Origin of the sequence: Acidovorax sp. SDU_ACID1 (genome assembly GCF_045291395.1) — a bacterium.
Taxonomy (GTDB): Bacteria; Pseudomonadota; Gammaproteobacteria; order Burkholderiales; family Burkholderiaceae_C; genus MR-S7.
In genome coordinates this window covers 4,194,380-4,208,489 of the sequence record NZ_CP152342.1, presented here as the reverse complement: position 1 = coordinate 4,208,489, position 14,110 = coordinate 4,194,380, and the positions used below count along the sequence as shown (strand labels likewise).

The 14,110-nt window shown below is 68.5% G+C and carries 15 protein-coding genes; 10 read left to right on the top strand and 5 right to left on the bottom strand.

Annotated features, from left to right (window positions below; all coding sequences use genetic code 11):
- Positions 1 to 23: 23 nt before the first annotated feature.
- Genes AAG689_RS20675 through AAG689_RS20660 form a run of 4 tightly spaced genes read left to right on the top strand, consistent with a single transcriptional unit; the run spans position 24 to position 3,499 of the window.
- The gene (locus tag AAG689_RS20675; RefSeq protein WP_406623550.1) at positions 24 to 995 is read left to right on the top strand and encodes a branched-chain amino acid ABC transporter permease; all 972 of its coding nucleotides are present in this window, start codon (positions 24 to 26) and stop codon (positions 993 to 995) included.
- On the top strand, positions 992 to 1,771 hold the full coding sequence (locus AAG689_RS20670) for an ABC transporter ATP-binding protein (RefSeq protein WP_406623549.1): 780 nt from the start codon (positions 992 to 994) through the stop codon (positions 1,769 to 1,771). Before AAG689_RS20675 ends, AAG689_RS20670 begins: the two co-directional genes overlap by 4 nt.
- Positions 1,758 to 2,471, top strand: coding sequence for an ABC transporter ATP-binding protein (locus AAG689_RS20665; RefSeq protein ID WP_406623548.1), 714 nt, complete (start codon positions 1,758 to 1,760; stop codon positions 2,469 to 2,471). Before AAG689_RS20670 ends, AAG689_RS20665 begins: the two co-directional genes overlap by 14 nt.
- A gap of 2 nt (positions 2,472 to 2,473) precedes the next feature.
- Positions 2,474 to 3,499, top strand: coding sequence for an amidohydrolase family protein (locus tag AAG689_RS20660; RefSeq protein WP_406623547.1), 1,026 nt, complete (start codon positions 2,474 to 2,476; stop codon positions 3,497 to 3,499).
- Here AAG689_RS20660 and AAG689_RS20655 read toward each other — a convergent pair.
- The gene (locus AAG689_RS20655; protein WP_406623546.1) at positions 3,484 to 4,155 is read right to left on the bottom strand and encodes a GntR family transcriptional regulator; all 672 of its coding nucleotides are present in this window, start codon (positions 4,153 to 4,155) and stop codon (positions 3,484 to 3,486) included. The two genes, AAG689_RS20660 and AAG689_RS20655, sit on opposite strands and share 16 nt — an antisense overlap.
- A gap of 67 nt (positions 4,156 to 4,222) precedes the next feature.
- Here AAG689_RS20655 and AAG689_RS20650 point away from each other — a divergent pair, with 67 nt between their 5' ends.
- The 3 genes from AAG689_RS20650 to AAG689_RS20640 are packed head-to-tail and all read left to right on the top strand — an operon-like array spanning position 4,223 to position 7,232.
- Positions 4,223 to 5,425 (top strand): acyl-CoA dehydrogenase family protein, encoded by a 1,203-nt coding sequence (locus AAG689_RS20650; protein WP_406623545.1) that lies wholly within the window; start codon positions 4,223 to 4,225, stop codon positions 5,423 to 5,425.
- Positions 5,422 to 6,195, top strand: coding sequence for an SDR family NAD(P)-dependent oxidoreductase (locus AAG689_RS20645; RefSeq protein ID WP_406623544.1), 774 nt, complete (start codon positions 5,422 to 5,424; stop codon positions 6,193 to 6,195). Before AAG689_RS20650 ends, AAG689_RS20645 begins: the two co-directional genes overlap by 4 nt.
- Positions 6,192 to 7,232, top strand: a complete 1,041-nt coding sequence (locus AAG689_RS20640) for a phosphotransferase (protein WP_406623543.1) — start codon at positions 6,192 to 6,194, stop codon at positions 7,230 to 7,232. The genes AAG689_RS20645 and AAG689_RS20640 overlap by 4 nt, the downstream gene beginning before the upstream one ends.
- Before the next feature lie 97 nt (positions 7,233 to 7,329).
- On the opposite strand, the gene AAG689_RS20635 is transcribed toward AAG689_RS20640, so the two are convergent.
- On the bottom strand, positions 7,330 to 8,133 hold the full coding sequence (locus AAG689_RS20635; RefSeq protein WP_020229959.1) for an exodeoxyribonuclease III: 804 nt from the start codon (positions 8,131 to 8,133) through the stop codon (positions 7,330 to 7,332).
- Positions 8,134 to 8,143: 10 nt separating this feature from the next.
- Between AAG689_RS20635 and pyrE the strand changes: the two genes are divergently transcribed.
- Complete coding sequence (gene pyrE / locus AAG689_RS20630) at positions 8,144 to 8,830, top strand: orotate phosphoribosyltransferase (RefSeq protein WP_020229958.1); 687 nt, start codon at positions 8,144 to 8,146, stop codon at positions 8,828 to 8,830.
- Positions 8,831 to 8,923: 93 nt separating this feature from the next.
- A complete protein-coding gene (locus tag AAG689_RS20625; protein WP_406623542.1) occupies positions 8,924 to 9,553 on the top strand; it encodes a DUF4124 domain-containing protein in 630 nt (209 codons plus the stop codon).
- A gap of 68 nt (positions 9,554 to 9,621) precedes the next feature.
- Here the strand turns inward: AAG689_RS20625 and gatB are convergent, their stop codons facing one another.
- Genes gatB through gatC form a run of 3 tightly spaced genes read right to left on the bottom strand, consistent with a single transcriptional unit; the run spans position 9,622 to position 12,858 of the window.
- Positions 9,622 to 11,067: an Asp-tRNA(Asn)/Glu-tRNA(Gln) amidotransferase subunit GatB gene (gatB, locus tag AAG689_RS20620; protein ID WP_406623541.1), complete on the bottom strand. Its 1,446-nt coding sequence runs from the start codon at positions 11,065 to 11,067 to the stop codon at positions 9,622 to 9,624.
- A 1-nt stretch (position 11,068) separates the two neighbouring features.
- Positions 11,069 to 12,562: an Asp-tRNA(Asn)/Glu-tRNA(Gln) amidotransferase subunit GatA gene (gene gatA / locus AAG689_RS20615; RefSeq protein ID WP_406623540.1), complete on the bottom strand. Its 1,494-nt coding sequence runs from the start codon at positions 12,560 to 12,562 to the stop codon at positions 11,069 to 11,071.
- Positions 12,559 to 12,858: an Asp-tRNA(Asn)/Glu-tRNA(Gln) amidotransferase subunit GatC gene (gene gatC / locus AAG689_RS20610; RefSeq protein WP_406623539.1), complete on the bottom strand. Its 300-nt coding sequence runs from the start codon at positions 12,856 to 12,858 to the stop codon at positions 12,559 to 12,561. Before gatC ends, gatA begins: the two co-directional genes overlap by 4 nt.
- A 205-nt stretch (positions 12,859 to 13,063) precedes the next feature.
- Here gatC and AAG689_RS20605 point away from each other — a divergent pair, with 205 nt between their 5' ends.
- Positions 13,064 to 14,107, top strand: coding sequence for a rod shape-determining protein (locus AAG689_RS20605; protein ID WP_020229953.1), 1,044 nt, complete (start codon positions 13,064 to 13,066; stop codon positions 14,105 to 14,107).
- The last annotated feature ends 3 nt before the right edge of the window (positions 14,108 to 14,110 follow it).

Genomic DNA, 14,110 nt, shown 5'->3' with positions numbered 1-14,110 from the left:
ATGCCTCTTCCACTGCCCCGACCATGAAGCCTCGCGCCCCCGACCCCGGCGCCGGAAACCCGCAGGCGCACTGGCGCCGCTGGCTGCCCGGCCTGCTGGTTCTGTTCGCCCTGCCGCTGTTCACCAGCAGCCCGTTCTACATGCACCTGGCGGTATTGGTCTGCCTGAACATCATCTTCGTCAACGGGCTGTCGCTGCTCAGCCGCACCGGGCAGCTCTCGTTTTGCCACGCCGCGTTCATGGGGATGGGCGCCTATGCCTCGGTGATGGCCACCACCCAGTGGCATGCGCCGTTCCTGTTGTCGGTCGCGCTCGGCGTGGCCGTCGCCGCTGCGGTGGCCTACCTGCTCGGTTCGGTGATCCTGCGCCTGCAGGGCGTGTACTTCGTGCTGGTGACTTTCTGCTTCGGCGAGCTGTTCCGGCTGATCCTGCTGGAGGGCGGCGGCCATACAGGCGGGGCGAACGGCATCGCCAACATTCCGCCTGCATCCATGCTCGGCTTCGCATTCGACACCAAGACCTCGTTCTACGTGCTGGCGGCGGTCTGCGCCTTCGCCTCCATCATGCTGCTGATCGCGCTGTTCCGCACGCCCCAGGGCACGGCGCTGGACTCCGTGGGCGACAACCAGGAGCTGGCCGAGGCCAGCGGCATCGGCATCCAGCGCACGCAGATGTTCGCGTTCGTGCTGGGCTCGGCCATGGCCGGGTTCGCGGGCGCGCTGCTGGCGCACTACCTGGGTTTCGTTTCGCCCGAGTCGTTCAACCAGCACATTTCCGTGGCGGCCATCGTCATGCTGGTGATCGGCGGCCGCGCGTCGGTGCTGGGGCCGATCCTGGGCGCGCTCATCATGACGCCGCTGCCCGAGCTGTTCCGCAGCGCGATCGAGACGCAGAACATCCTCTACGGCATCACGCTGATCCTGGTGCTCAAGTTCCTGCCGGGCGGCCTCGTGGGGATCGCCGCGAAGCTCCGAGGGAAGGGGGGCAAGGCATGACCGCACTGCTCAAGGTGGATGGCCTGTCCCGCTATTTCGGCGGCCTGGCCGCCGTCAAGGATCTGAGCTTCGAGCTCAACGCGGGCGAGATCGTCGGCCTGATCGGCCCCAACGGCGCGGGCAAGAGCACGGCCTTCAACGTCATCAGCGGCTCGCTGCCGCCCTCGGCCGGCAGCATCCGGTTCGCGGGCCAGCAGATCGAGGGCATGAAGCCGAGCCAGGTCGTGCGCCACGGGCTGGCGCGCACCTTCCAGTCGGCCACGGTGTACCCCACCGCCACGGTGCAGGAGAACCTCTACCGGGGTGCCCTGGCGCGCTTCGACGTGCCCGTCTGGGCGCAGATCGCGCAGACGGCCCGCTACCGCGGCGCGCTGCGCAAGGTGCAGGAGGAAGTGGACGAGGTGCTGGAGATCACGGGCCTTGCGCCTTACCGCGACGACGTGGCCGGAGCGCTGGCCTACGGCCACCAGAAGCGCATCGGCGTGGCGATCGGCCTGGCGACGAGGCCGAAGCTGTTGTTGCTCGACGAGCCCGCCGCGGGCCTCAACCCCGAGGAGTGCGCCGAGTTCGGCGGCCTGCTGAAGACGCTGCGCGACCGGCACGACATCTCGCTGCTCTTCGTGGAACACCACATGGCGCTGGTGATGAACACCTGCGAGAAGATCATCGTGCTCGTGCAGGGCCAGAAGATCGCGCAGGGCACGCCCGACGAGGTGCGCAACAACCCTGCGGTGATCGAAGCCTATCTGGGAGTGGACGAAGATGCCCACGGTTGAAGTCAAGGATGTGGTGGTTCACTACGGGCTGGTGGAGGCGCTGCATGGCGTCAGCTTCACGGTGCCGGCCGGCCGGATCGTGGCGCTCGTCGGCTCCAATGGCGCGGGCAAGAGCACCACGCTCAAGGCGCTGATGGGCCTGAAGAAAGTCTCGTCCGGCAGCATCCTGATGGACGGGCGGCGCATCGATGGCACCGGCTCGGCCCAGCGGGTCTCGATGGGCCTGGCGCTCTCGCCCGAGGGGCGCAGGCTGTTCCCGCGCATGACCGTCTGGGAGAACCTCATGGTCGGCGCGCACACCGTCGGCTCGGCGGCCGTGCGCAACCGCTCGCTGGAGCAGGTCTATGCGCTGTTCCCGCGCGTGCAGGAGCGCCGCAGCCAGCTCGCGGGCTCGCTCTCGGGCGGCGAGCAGCAGATGGTGGCTATCGGCCGCGCCCTGATGTCGCACCCGCAAATCCTGATGCTCGACGAACCCTCGCTGGGCATCGCGCCCAAGATCGTCTCCGAGATCGCCCAGGCCATCGTGCAACTGAACCGGGAAACCGGCATCTCGGTGATCCTGGTGGAGCAGAACGCGCGGCTCGCGCTCAAGATGGCGCACCACGCCTACGTGTTCGAGCAGGGCACGGTGGTCCGCTCGGGCTCCGGCCAGGAACTGCTGCAGGACGCATTCGTGCAAAAAGCCTTCCTCGGAGTCTGACCATGGGCACCCTCCCCATCATCCCCCGCGCGGAAGTCCGTCCGCAGTGGCTTGCCCTGCACCACGAGGCGCCGCTGGAGCCGGAGCTGCCCATCATCGACCCGCACCACCACCTGTCCGACAGCCTGTGGGGCGGCTACCTGAAGGACGACCTGCTGGCGGATCTGGGCTCGGGACACCGCATCGAGTCCACGGCCTTCATCCAGGTGGGCTTCAGCTACCGCGCGGACGGGCCGGAGCACCTGCGCCCCGTGGGCGAGACGGAGCGTGTCGTGGCCATCGCAGGGCAGACCGATGCCGCGCAGGCGGGCACGCGGGTCTGCGAAGGCATCGTGGGCTTTGCGGATCTCGCGCTGGGCGCACGCGTCGAGGAAACCCTGACCGCGCACCTGCAGGCCGCAGCGGGGCGCTTTCGCGGCATCCGCTGCCACGCGGCCGCACATGCGCAGTTCCAGTACGGCGTGATGCACTCTCCGCCGCTGCACCTCTACATGGATCCGAAGTTCCGCGAGGGCTATGCCACGCTCGCGCGCTTCGGGCTCACGTTCGACTCCTGGGCCTATCACACCCAGCTCGACGAACTCCATGACCTGGCGTGCGCCTTTCCCGACATCCCCGTGGTGATCGACCACATTGGCGTGCCCCTGGGCGTGGGCCCCTATGCGGGGCAGCGGGATGCCGTCTTTGCCGAATGGAAACGGTTGCTGCAGGAGTTCGCCCCGTTGCCCAACGTCTGCATCAAGCTCGGCGGCCTGGGCATGAGCGTGTTCGGCTTTGGATTCCACCAGGCGGACAGGCCGCCCACTTCCGCGGAGCTGGCGCAGGCCTGGGGCCCCTACATCCTCACCTGCATCGAAATCTTCGGACCGTCGCGCTGCATGTTCGAGAGCAACTTCCCCGTGGACAAGGGCACGTGCAGCTACCAGGTGCTGTGGAACACCTTCAAGCGGATCACCGCGGGCATGTCGGAGGACGAGAAGCGGCAGCTCTACCGCGATACCGCGGCGCGGTTCTATCGCCTCGCCTGAGCCCGGTCGGGGGAGAGGGCCGCCTCGATCGCCTCGCGCACGTTGCGCACGTGCGCCATGCCCGCAGCGTCCGCAGCGTCCTCGTCGCCCTGGATGACGGCCTCGCCCATCGCCCGGTAGTCGCGCATGCGGATGCGCTGCAGCGCCGCCGGCCGGTGCTGGGCGTAGACGATGGGCATGTGGATGGTCGGCAGCAGGCGGCGCAACTCGCGGCTGGCGCTGGTGTCCAGCAGGGCGCGGTAGAAGGCGCGCCGGGCGTGGGCGAAGGCGTCGGGATCCTGCGCGCCGTCGGCGGCATGGAGCTGGGCCAGCGCCTGCTCGACGGCCGCGCCGGAGGCGCCGGCTGCGATGCGGCGTGCGGCGCTGCGCGCGAGCAGGCCGGTCATGCGCTCGGCCACGTCGAGCACTTCCAGGGTTTCCTGCGGCGACAGCGCGCGGATGGCCGCGCCCTTGTTGCGGTGCAGATCCGCCAGCCCCTGGGCGGCCAGGCGCTGCAGCGCCTCGCGCACGGAGTTGCGGCTCACGCCGAACTGCGCGGCCAGGTCCACCTCCACGAGCCGCTGGCCGGGCACGAACTTCTGCAGCGCCAATCCCTGCACGATGCCGTGGAACACCGCGTCGGCGGCGGAGGTGGGGGTATCGGTTTCGTCGGCCATGGGTATTGCCATCAATGTTGTTCAACAATATGATGGAGCAATTATCGCCGATCAGGAGATCTTTTCCATGGACTTTTCCCTTTCGCCCGAGTTGGTCGCGTTGCGCGACAAAGTGCGCCGGTTCATCGCCGAGCAAGTCGTTCCGCTCGAGAACGACCCGCGCCAGTCCCACCATGGCCCCGACGAGCCGCTGCGCCGCGAGCTGGTGGCGCGCGCCAGGGCGGCCGGCCTGCTCACGCCCCACGCCTCGCGCGCCATGGGCGGCATGGGCCTCTCGCACGTGGAGAAGGCCGTGGTGTTCGAGGAGGCGGGCTATTCGCGGCTGGGCCCCACGGCCCTCAACATCCACGCGCCCGACGAGGGCAACATCCACCTGATGGAGGAGGTGGCCACGCCCGCGCAGAAGGAGCGCTGGCTGCGCCCGCAGGTGGCGGGCGAACTGCGCTCGTGCTTCGCGATGACCGAGCCCTCGCCCGGCGCGGGGGCTGATCCTTCGATGCTGCAGACCACGGCCGTGCGCGACGGCGACGACTACGTCATCAACGGCCGCAAGTGGTTCATCACCGGCGCCGACGGTGCCGACTACGCCATCATCATGGCGCGCATGGAGGACGGCTCGGCCACCATGTTTCTCTCGGACATGGACCGCCCAGGCATCGTGCTGGAGCGCAACATGGACGCGATGGATGCCTGCTTCACCGGCGGCCACGGCGTGCTGCGCTTCGACAATCTGCGCGTACCTGCCGCCGACGTGCTGGGCGAAATTGGCAAGGGCTTCCGCTACGCCCAGGTGCGCCTGGCGCCCGCGCGGCTCACGCACTGCATGCGCTGGCTGGGCCAGGCGCGCCGCGCGCACGACACGGCACTGAACTACGTGCGCAAGCGCCACGCCTTCGGCAAGCCGCTGGTGGAGCACGAGGGCGTGGGCTTCATGGTGGCCGACAGCGACATGGACCTGCACACCGCGCGCCTGCACATCTGGCACACGGCCTGGCTGCTGGACCAGGGTGAGAAGTGCAACTTCGAGTCGAGCCGCGCCAAGGTCGTGTGCTCCGAGGCCGAGTGGCGCGTGGTCGACCGTAGCGTGCAGATGCTCGGCGGCCAGGGCGTGACGGGCGAGACGCCGGTGATGCGCATCTTCACCGACATGCGTGCCTTCCGCATTTACGACGGCCCGAGCGAGGTGCACCGCTGGAGCATGGCGCGCAAGCTCGCCCACATGGCCGAAAAGGCCGAGGCCGAACTGCTGCGCGAAGGGGGTGCCGCATGACGGGCGCGATCGACCGATTCGGCCTGCAAGGCAAGCTGGCCCTGGTGACCGGCGCTTCCAGCGGCCTGGGAACGCACTTCGCCCAGGTGCTGGCCGGCGCCGGTGCCCGCGTGGCCCTGGCCGCGCGCCGCGTGGACAAGCTGCAGGGCGTGGTGGAGGCCATCGCCGCGCAGGGCGGCGAAGCCCGCGCGTTTGCCCTCGACGTGACCGACAACGCCAGCGTGTGCGCCTGCCTCGACGCCGTGGGCGCCTGGGGTGTGCCCGACGTGGTGGTCAACAACGCGGGCGTGACGGTGACGCGCCCCGTGCTGGAGCAGACCGAGGAAGACTTCGACCATGTGCTCGGCACCAACCTCAAGGGCAACTGGCTCGTGGCCACCGAGGCCGCGCGCCGCATGGTGGCGGCGGGCAAGGGCGGCGCGATCGTCAACGTGGCCTCCATCCTGGGCGAGCGCGTGGCGGGCGGCGTGGCGCCATACGCCATCTCCAAGGCCGGCGTGGTGCAGGCCACCAAGGCCCTGGCGCTGGAGCTGGCGCGCCACGGCATCCGCGTGAACGCGCTGCTGCCCGGCTACGTGGTGACCGACCTGAACCGCGACTTCCTCACCAGCCCGGCGGGCGACAAGCTGCGCGCGCGCATCCCCAGCCGCCGCTTCGGCGAAGTGACCGACCTGGACGGCCCGCTGCTGCTGCTGGCCTCCGACGCGGGCGCGGCCATGTCGGGCGCCACGCTGGCCGTCGACGGTGCGCACCTGGTGAGTTCGCTATGAGCGGCCCCGCGAATCCCCTGCCGGTGGAAGCGCTCGGCGACTACCTGCGCGCCCAGGGCCTGGCGGGCAGCGCGCCGCTGGAGATGCGCGTGCTCGCGGGCGGCCAGTCCAACCCCACCTACCGCATCACGGCGGGCGAAGGGCGCGACTACGTGCTGCGCAAGAAGCCGCCGGGCACGCTCATCGCCTCGGCCCACGCCATCGACCGCGAATACCGCGTGATGAAGGCCCTGGCGGACACCGATGTGCCCGTGCCGCGCATGCTGCACTACTGCGAGAGCAGCGAGCTGCTGGGCACGCCGTTCTACGTGATGGAGTTCCTCCAGGGCCGCGTGCTCATGGACCAGTCGCTGCCAGGCATGCATCCCGACGAGCGCCGCGCCATCTACCGCGAGATGAACCGCGTCATCGCCGCGCTGCATGCCGTGGACTACCGTGCCGTGGGCCTGGGCGACTACGGCAAGGAGGGCAACTACGTGGGCCGCCAGATCGCCCGCTGGTCGCGCCAGTGCCGGCAATCCTCCTTGCCCATGAACGGCGCGATGCACCGCCTCATGGACTGGCTGCCCGAGCACCTGCCCGCGGGCGACGAGACCACGCTGGTGCACGGCGACTACCGGCTCGACAACCTCGTCTTCCACCCCACCGAGCCGCGCGTCATCGGCGTGCTGGACTGGGAGCTGTCGACCCTCGGCCACCCGCTGGCCGACCTGTCCTACCAGTGCATGGCCTGGCGCATCCCGCCCAGCCTGTGGCGTGGCATCGGCGGGCTGGACCTGGCCGCGCTGGGCATTCCGCAGGAGGCAGAGTACATCGCCTGGTACGGCGACGCCACCGGCCGTGATGCGGCAGGCGATTGGGACTTCTACATCGCCTACAACCTGTTCCGCATGGCGGCCATCCTGCACGGCATCGCTCAGCGCGCGGCCGACGGCAACGCGGCTGCGGAGGACGCGGAGGAGACGGGGGCCAAGGCCGGACCGCTGGCCGAGCTGGGCTGGGAGAGCGCGCAGCGCCACATGGCGGCGCGCGGGTGAGCTATCGAATCAGGAGCTGCTTGCGCTTTTTGTAAGCCATTTTCCTTATCAAAGAATAGGGAAAGCGGCGAATACCAAGCGCAAGCAGCTCCTGAATTCAGAGCGCCAGCTCATAGCCCACCGTGATGGGCGCATGATCGCTGAACTTCTGTGCGCGGTAGATTTCCTCGGTGCGCGCCAGCCGCGCGAGGGCCGGCGTGGCCAGGTGGTAGTCCAGCCGCCAGCCCACGTTGTTCGCATAGGCCTGGCCGCGGTTGCTCCACCATGTGTAGCAGGCATCCGTGGTGTCGGGCTGCAGCAGGCGGTACACGTCCACGAGGCCGCCGCCTTCGTCAGTCGTGTGCAACAGCTTTGTCATCCACGCGCGTTCCTCGGGCAGAAAGCCGCTGTTCTTCTGGTTGCTGCGCCAGTTCTTCAGGTCGGCCTGCTGGTGGGCGATATTGATGTCGCCGCACAGGATGAACTCGCGCTCGGCCTTCAGCCGCATCAGGTGCGGGTGGAAGTTGGCGAGGAAGCGGTACTTGGCCAGCTGCCGCTCCTCGCCCGAGGAGCCGCTCGGAAAATACGCGCTGATGATCGACATCTTGCGCGCGGGCGTGTCGAAGCGCAGCTCCACGTACCGGCCCTCGGGGTCGAACTCGTTGCAGCCGTAGCCCACCACCACGTCGCTCGGCGCGTGGCGCGTGTAGATGCCCACGCCCGAATAGCCCTTCTTGGCCGCGAAGTGGAAGTGGCCCTTCAGGCCCGCGAGCTCCTCGAAGCGGCCCTGCACGTCGCCCGCCTGGGCCTTGATCTCCTGCACGCAAATACAATCCGGGCGGTTCTGGGCGATCCACGCCTCCACGCCCTTGGACGTGGCCGAGCGGATGCCGTTGAGGTTGAGACTGGTTAATTTGAACAAGGAAGAAGTCATGGTGGAGCGGCAGGGCCAGGATCTGGCACAGGAGTTCGTGCGGTTCGCGGTGGAGGCGGGCGTGCTGCGCTTTGGCGAATTCAAGACCAAGGCAGGCCGCATGAGCCCGTATTTCTTCAACGCCGGCCTGTTCGACGACGGCGCCAAGATGGGCCGCCTCGCGCAATTCTATGCACAGGCCCTGGTGGCCAGCGGCATCGAGTTCGACATGCTCTTCGGCCCCGCCTACAAGGGCATCCCGCTGGGCGCCACCGTGGCCGTGGAACTGGCGCGCCTGGGCCGCAACGTGCCCTTCGCCTACAACCGCAAGGAAGCCAAGGACCACGGCGAGGGCGGCACGCTGGTGGGCGCGCCCCTCCAGGGCCGTGTGCTCATCATCGACGACGTGATGAGCGCCGGCACCGCCGCGCGCGAATCCATCGCCCTGATCCGCGCCGCGGGCGCCACGCCGCACGCCATCGCCATCGCGCTCGACCGCCAGGAAAAGGCCACCGAGAACGGGCGTGACGTGGATCACAGCGCCGTGCAGTATGTGCGGCGCGAGCTGGGCATGCAGGTCTGCGCTATCGCCAAACTGGCAGACTTATTGCAATATCTATCGGCAAGCGGTGGCGATGCACAAATGCACGACCACCACGAACGGGTGCTGGCCTACCGCCAGCGCTACGGCGTCAACGACGAATAGCGGCAGCGCGGGGGCAGGGACTTGAAAGCAGGTGCAGCAGGGCGGATCGGCAGGTGCGGCGCGGCGGTGCTTTGCGCGCTGGCGGCGTCGGGTATGGCGCCCGCGTGGGCGCAGCAGGACAAGCCCGCGCAGGAGGTCTACACCTGCATCGACAAGAGCGGCCGCCGCATCACGGCCGACCGTCCCATTGCCGACTGCATCGACCGCGAGCAGCGCATCCTGGACCACACCGGCGCCGAGCGCCGCCGCATCGGCCCCACGCTCACCGAGCACGAGCGCGCCGCCCAGGAGGTGCAGCGCCGCAAGGAGGCCGAGCAGCGCGCCCGCATCGCCGAGGAGCGCCGTCGCGAGCGCGTGCTGCTGGCCCGCTACCCCGACGAGGCCACGCACCGCGAGGAGCGCCTGAACGCCCTCGCGCAGGTGGACGAAGTGGTCGCCGTGGCGCACAAGCGCATCGCCGACCTGCGCGGCGAGCGCAAGCGCATCGACGTGGAGCTGGAGTTCTACCGCCGCGACCCCGCCAAGGCCCCTGCGAAGCTGCAGCGCCAGATCGCCGAGAACGACGAGGCCGTGGCCGAGCAGCAGCGCTTCATCGCAGCGCAGGACCAGGAAAAGCGCCGCATTGCCCAGCGCTTCGACGCCGAGCTGGCCCAGCTGCGCCAGCTCTGGGCGGCCCAGCGCGCATCCGCCGAACAGTGGACGCCGCCACCCGGTACGCGCTGAACAGGAAAAAGGGCTCCCCCAGGGAGCCCTCTCTTTTGATAGCTGCCAGCGCTTGGCTGGAAAGCGCTTCAGGCCAATTTGGCTTTCAACAGCTCGTTGACCTGCGCCGGATTGGCCTTGCCCTTGCTGGCCTTCATCACCTGGCCCACGAGCGCGTTGAACGCCTTGTCCTTGCCGGCCTTGTACTGCTCCACGTTCGCGGGGTTGGCGGCGATCACCTCGTCGATGATCGCCTCCAGGGCGCCCGTGTCGTTCATCTGCTTGAGGCCCTTGGCCTCGATCACCGCATCCACGTCGCTGCCCTCGCCGCTCCAGAGCGCGTCGAACACCTGCCGCGCCGCGTTGTTGCTGATCGTGCCGTCGCCGATACGGCGGATCAGCGCGGCCAGTTGCGCGCTGCCGACCTTGGCCTGCTCGATGCCGATTTCCTCGGCGTTCAGGCGGCGCGATATCTCGCCCATCACCCAGTTCGATGCGAGCTTGGCAGCGCCGCTGGCCTTCGCCGCATCCTCGAAATACGCGGCCATCGCTTGGCTCTGCGTCAGCGTGTCCGCGTCGTACTCGGGCAGGCCGTACTGCGCCACGAAGCGCGCGGCCATCGCGCGCGGCAGCTCGGGCATGCGGGCCTTCACCTCGTCGATCCAGCCGGCGGCGATGCGCAGCGGCGGCAGGTCGGGATCGGGGAAGTAGCGGTAGTCGGCCGCGTCTTCCTTGGTGCGCATGGCGCGCGTCTCGCCCGTGTCGGGGTCGAACAGCACGGTGGCTTGCTGGATCGCGTGGCCGTCCTCGATCTGCTCGATCTGCCAGCGGATTTCGTAGTCGATCGCCTGCTGCATGAACTTGAAGCTGTTCAGGTTCTTGATCTCGCGGCGCGTGCCCAGCGGCTGGCCGGGCTTGCGCACGGAGACGTTCGCATCGCAGCGGAACGAGCCTTCCTGCATGTTGCCGTCGCAGATGCCGATCCACGTCACGATCTTGTGCAGCTCGCGCGCGTAGGCCACGGCTTCTTCCGTGCCGCGCATGTCGGGCTCGGTCACGATCTCCAGCAGCGGCGTGCCCGCGCGGTTCAGGTCGATGCCCGACTGGCCGATGAAGTCCTCGTGCAGCGACTTGCCCGCGTCTTCCTCCAGGTGCGCGCGCACCAGGCGCACGGTCTTCTTCTCGTCGCCCAGGTAGAACGACACCTCGCCGCCCTGCACCACGGGGATCTCGAACTGGCTGATCTGGTAGCCCTTGGGCAGGTCGGGATAGAAATAGTTCTTGCGCGCGAAAATGCTCTCTGGCGCAATGTGGGAGCCGAGTGCCAGTCCCAATTTGATAGCGCAGGCCACCGCCTCGCGGTTCATCACCGGCAGCGTGCCGGGCAGCGCCAGATCGACCGCGCAGGCTTGCGTGTTCGGTTCCGCGCCGAAGGCCGTGCTGGCGCGGCTGAAGATCTTGCTTTTCGTGGCGAGCTGGGCGTGCGTCTCGAAGCCGATGACGACCTCGTAGCCCTGGATCAGTTTCGCGGTCATGTCAGATACCCCCCGGTGTGCGGAGGTGGAAGTCGGTCGCCTGTTGCAGCCGGTGCGCTGCGTTGAGCAGCCGGCTTTCCTGGAAGTAGCTGCCGATCAGCTGCAGCCCCACGGGCATGCCGTGCGCGCCGAAGCCCGCGGGCACGCTCATGCCCGGCAGCCCGGCCAGCGATGCGGGCAGCGTGAAGATGTCGGCCAGGTAGTCGGCCAGCGGGTCGCTGCCGTGCTCGCCGAGCTTCCAGGCCACGCTGGGCGCCACGGGGCCGGCGATCAGGTCGCATTGCTGGAATGCCTGCTGGAAATCCTGAGCGATCATGCGGCGGATCTTTTGCGCCTGCAGGTAGTAGGCGTCGTAGTAGCCGTGAGAGAGCACGTAGGTGCCGATCATGATGCGGCGCTTGACCTCGTCGCCGAAGCCCTCGGCGCGGGTCTTCTTGTACATGTCCACGAGGTCGGTGTAGTCCTTGGCGCGGTGGCCGAACTTCACGCCGTCGAAGCGGCTGAGGTTGGACGAGGCCTCGGCGGGCGCGATGACGTAGTACACGGGGATCGACAGCTCGGTGCGCGGAAGGCTGATGGGCACCAGCTTGGCGCCGAGCTTCTCGTATTCCTTGAGCGCGCCATCGACGGCGGCGCGCACGTCGTCAGCCAAGCCTTCACCGAAGAACTCGGCGGGGATGCCGATGCGCAGGCCGTCCAGGCTGTCACCCAGCTTGGCGCTGAAATCCTCGGCAGGCACGTCCAGGCTCGTCGAATCGCGGTCGGGATCGGGGCCGCACATCGCCGAGAGCAGCAGCGCGCAGTCCTCCGCGCTGCGGGCCATCGGGCCGGCCTGGTCGAGGCTCGACGCGAACGCGATCATCCCGTAGCGGCTCGCGCGCCCGTAGGTCGGTTTGATGCCCGTGATGCCGCAGAACGACGCGGGCTGGCGGATCGAGCCGCCCGTGTCCGTGCCCGTCACGGCGGGCGCGAGGCGTGCGGCCACGGCCACGGCGCTGCCGCCCGAGGAGCCGCCGGGGATGCGCTCGGCGTTCCACGGGTTGCGCACCGGCGCGGGCGCATCGAAGCCCACGGGCGCAACGGCGGAGTTCTCGTTGGCCGAGCCCATGGCGAACTCGTCGCAGTTGAGCTTGCCCAGGGTCACGCAGCCGGCCTCGGCCAGCTTGGTGACCACGGTGGCGTCGAACGGCGAGCGGTAGCCGGCGAGCATCTTGGAACCGGCCGTGCTCGGGAAGTCGCGCGTGACGAAGATGTCCTTGTGCGCGATCGGCACGCCCGCGAGCGGCGCGGCCGTGCCTGCGGCGATGGCGGCGTCCTGCGCGCGCGCCTGGGCCAGCGTGGCGTCCTCGTCGATGGAAACGTAGGCGCCCAGGTTCTGGTGCGCCTTGGCGCGGTCGAGGAAGTGCCGGGCGGCCTCGGCGGCCGAGACGCGCCTGGCGCGCAGTTCGGCGGCCAGCTGGGCCACGCCCAAGTCATGCAATGCGGTGGAGCTCATTCGATCACCTTGGGCACGAGGAACAGGCCGCGCTCGACGGCGGGGGCGCTCTGCTGGTTGGCCTCGCGCTGGTTCGGCTCGCTGGCCACGTCGTCGCGCAATCGCAGGGCGATTTCCTGGATCGCGGCGACAGGGTGCGGCAGGGGTGCGATGCCGTTGGTATCCACAGCCTGCATCTTCTCGACGATGCCGAAGAAACCGTTGATCTGGGTGAGCATGCGCTCACTGTCCTCGGGGCGCAGTTCCAGCCGCGCCAGATTGGCGATGCGGCCGATGTCCTGGGGTGTCAGTGCCATAGGGAAAAGGGCGCGGGAAACCGGATGTAAAGCTCCAATCCGGGCCGTGCCATGGGAAGTTATTCACAGGGGATGCGTTATTATCCCGGCTTTGCCGCAATACCCTCCCTACCGCCGGTCATTGTGCGAAAAAAGCCCACAAACACCCCCTAGATTTCCGGCGACGGCAGGCCGACGTGCATGCCGTGCCTGAGAGGATCCCTGCATGTTCGGAGCATTCCGTCGGTATTTCTCCACCGACCTGGCCATCGACCTTGGCACCGCCAACACCCTGATCTTCGCCCGTGACAAGGGCATCGTGCTCGACGAGCCTTCGGTCGTCGCCATCCGCCACGAAGGCGGCCCCCACGGCAAGAAAGTCATCCAGGCCGTCGGCCACGAGGCCAAGGCCATGCTCGGCAAGGTGCCCGGCAACATCGAGGCCATCCGCCCGATGAAGGACGGCGTGATCGCCGACTTCGTCATCACCGAGCAGATGATCAAGCAGTTCATCAAGATGGTGCACCCGCGCTCGGTGCTCACGCCCAGCCCGCGCATCATCATCTGCGTGCCCTGCGGCTCCACCCAGGTCGAGCGCCGCGCCATCAAGGATGCGGCCGAGGCGGCAGGCGCCACCGCCGTCTACCTGATCGAGGAGCCCATGGCCGCCGGCATCGGCGCGGGCCTGCCCGTGTCCGAAGCGTCCGGCTCGATGGTCGTGGACATCGGCGGCGGCACCACCGAAGTCGGCGTGATCTCGCTGGGCGGCATGGTCTACAAGGGCAGCGTGCGCGTGGGCGGCGACAAGTTCGACGAGTCCATCATCAACTACATCCGCCGCAACTACGGCATGCTGATCGGCGAGCCCACGGCCGAGTCCATCAAGAAGCACATCGGCTCGGCATTCCCCGGCTCCGAGGTCAAGGAGATGGAGGTCAAGGGCCGCAACCTCTCCGAGGGCGTGCCGCGCAGCTTCACCATCTCCAGCAATGAAGTGCTGGAGGCGCTCACCGAGCCGCTCAACCAGATCGTCTCCGCCGTCAAGAACGCGCTGGAGCAGACGCCCCCGGAATTGGGCGCCGACATCGCCGAGCGCGGCATGATGCTCACCGGCGGCGGCGCGCTGCTGCGCGACCTGGACCGCCTGCTGGCCGAGGAAACCGGCCTGCCCGTGCTCGTGGCCGAGGAGCCGCTGACCTGCGTGGTGCGCGGCTGCGGCATCGCGCTGGAGCGCATGGACCGCCAGGGCAGCATCTTCACCAGCGACTGATAA

Bases quoted from the DNA above. Each gene is read 5' to 3' on its own strand.
- AAG689_RS20670 (WP_406623549.1), top strand. From the start codon at position 992: ATGACCGCACTGCTCAAGGTGGATGGCCTGTCCCGCTATTTCGGCGGC.
- AAG689_RS20625 (WP_406623542.1), top strand. From the start codon at position 8,924: ATGGCGCCCGCGTGGGCGCAGCAGGACAAGCCCGCGCAGGAGGTCTAC.
- AAG689_RS20655 (WP_406623546.1), bottom strand. From the start codon at position 4,155: ATGGCCGACGAAACCGATACCCCCACCTCCGCCGCCGACGCGGTGTTC.
- AAG689_RS20665 (WP_406623548.1), top strand. From the start codon at position 1,758: ATGCCCACGGTTGAAGTCAAGGATGTGGTGGTTCACTACGGGCTGGTG.
- gatB (WP_406623541.1), bottom strand. From the start codon at position 11,067: ATGACCGCGAAACTGATCCAGGGCTACGAGGTCGTCATCGGCTTCGAG.
- gatA (WP_406623540.1), bottom strand. From the start codon at position 12,562: ATGAGCTCCACCGCATTGCATGACTTGGGCGTGGCCCAGCTGGCCGCC.
- AAG689_RS20660 (WP_406623547.1), top strand. From the start codon at position 2,474: ATGGGCACCCTCCCCATCATCCCCCGCGCGGAAGTCCGTCCGCAGTGG.
- pyrE (WP_020229958.1), top strand. From the start codon at position 8,144: ATGGTGGAGCGGCAGGGCCAGGATCTGGCACAGGAGTTCGTGCGGTTC.
- AAG689_RS20645 (WP_406623544.1), top strand. From the start codon at position 5,422: ATGACGGGCGCGATCGACCGATTCGGCCTGCAAGGCAAGCTGGCCCTG.
- AAG689_RS20675 (WP_406623550.1), top strand. From the start codon at position 24: ATGAAGCCTCGCGCCCCCGACCCCGGCGCCGGAAACCCGCAGGCGCAC.
- AAG689_RS20650 (WP_406623545.1), top strand. From the start codon at position 4,223: ATGGACTTTTCCCTTTCGCCCGAGTTGGTCGCGTTGCGCGACAAAGTG.
- AAG689_RS20640 (WP_406623543.1), top strand. From the start codon at position 6,192: ATGAGCGGCCCCGCGAATCCCCTGCCGGTGGAAGCGCTCGGCGACTAC.
- gatC (WP_406623539.1), bottom strand. From the start codon at position 12,858: ATGGCACTGACACCCCAGGACATCGGCCGCATCGCCAATCTGGCGCGG.
- AAG689_RS20605 (WP_020229953.1), top strand. From the start codon at position 13,064: ATGTTCGGAGCATTCCGTCGGTATTTCTCCACCGACCTGGCCATCGAC.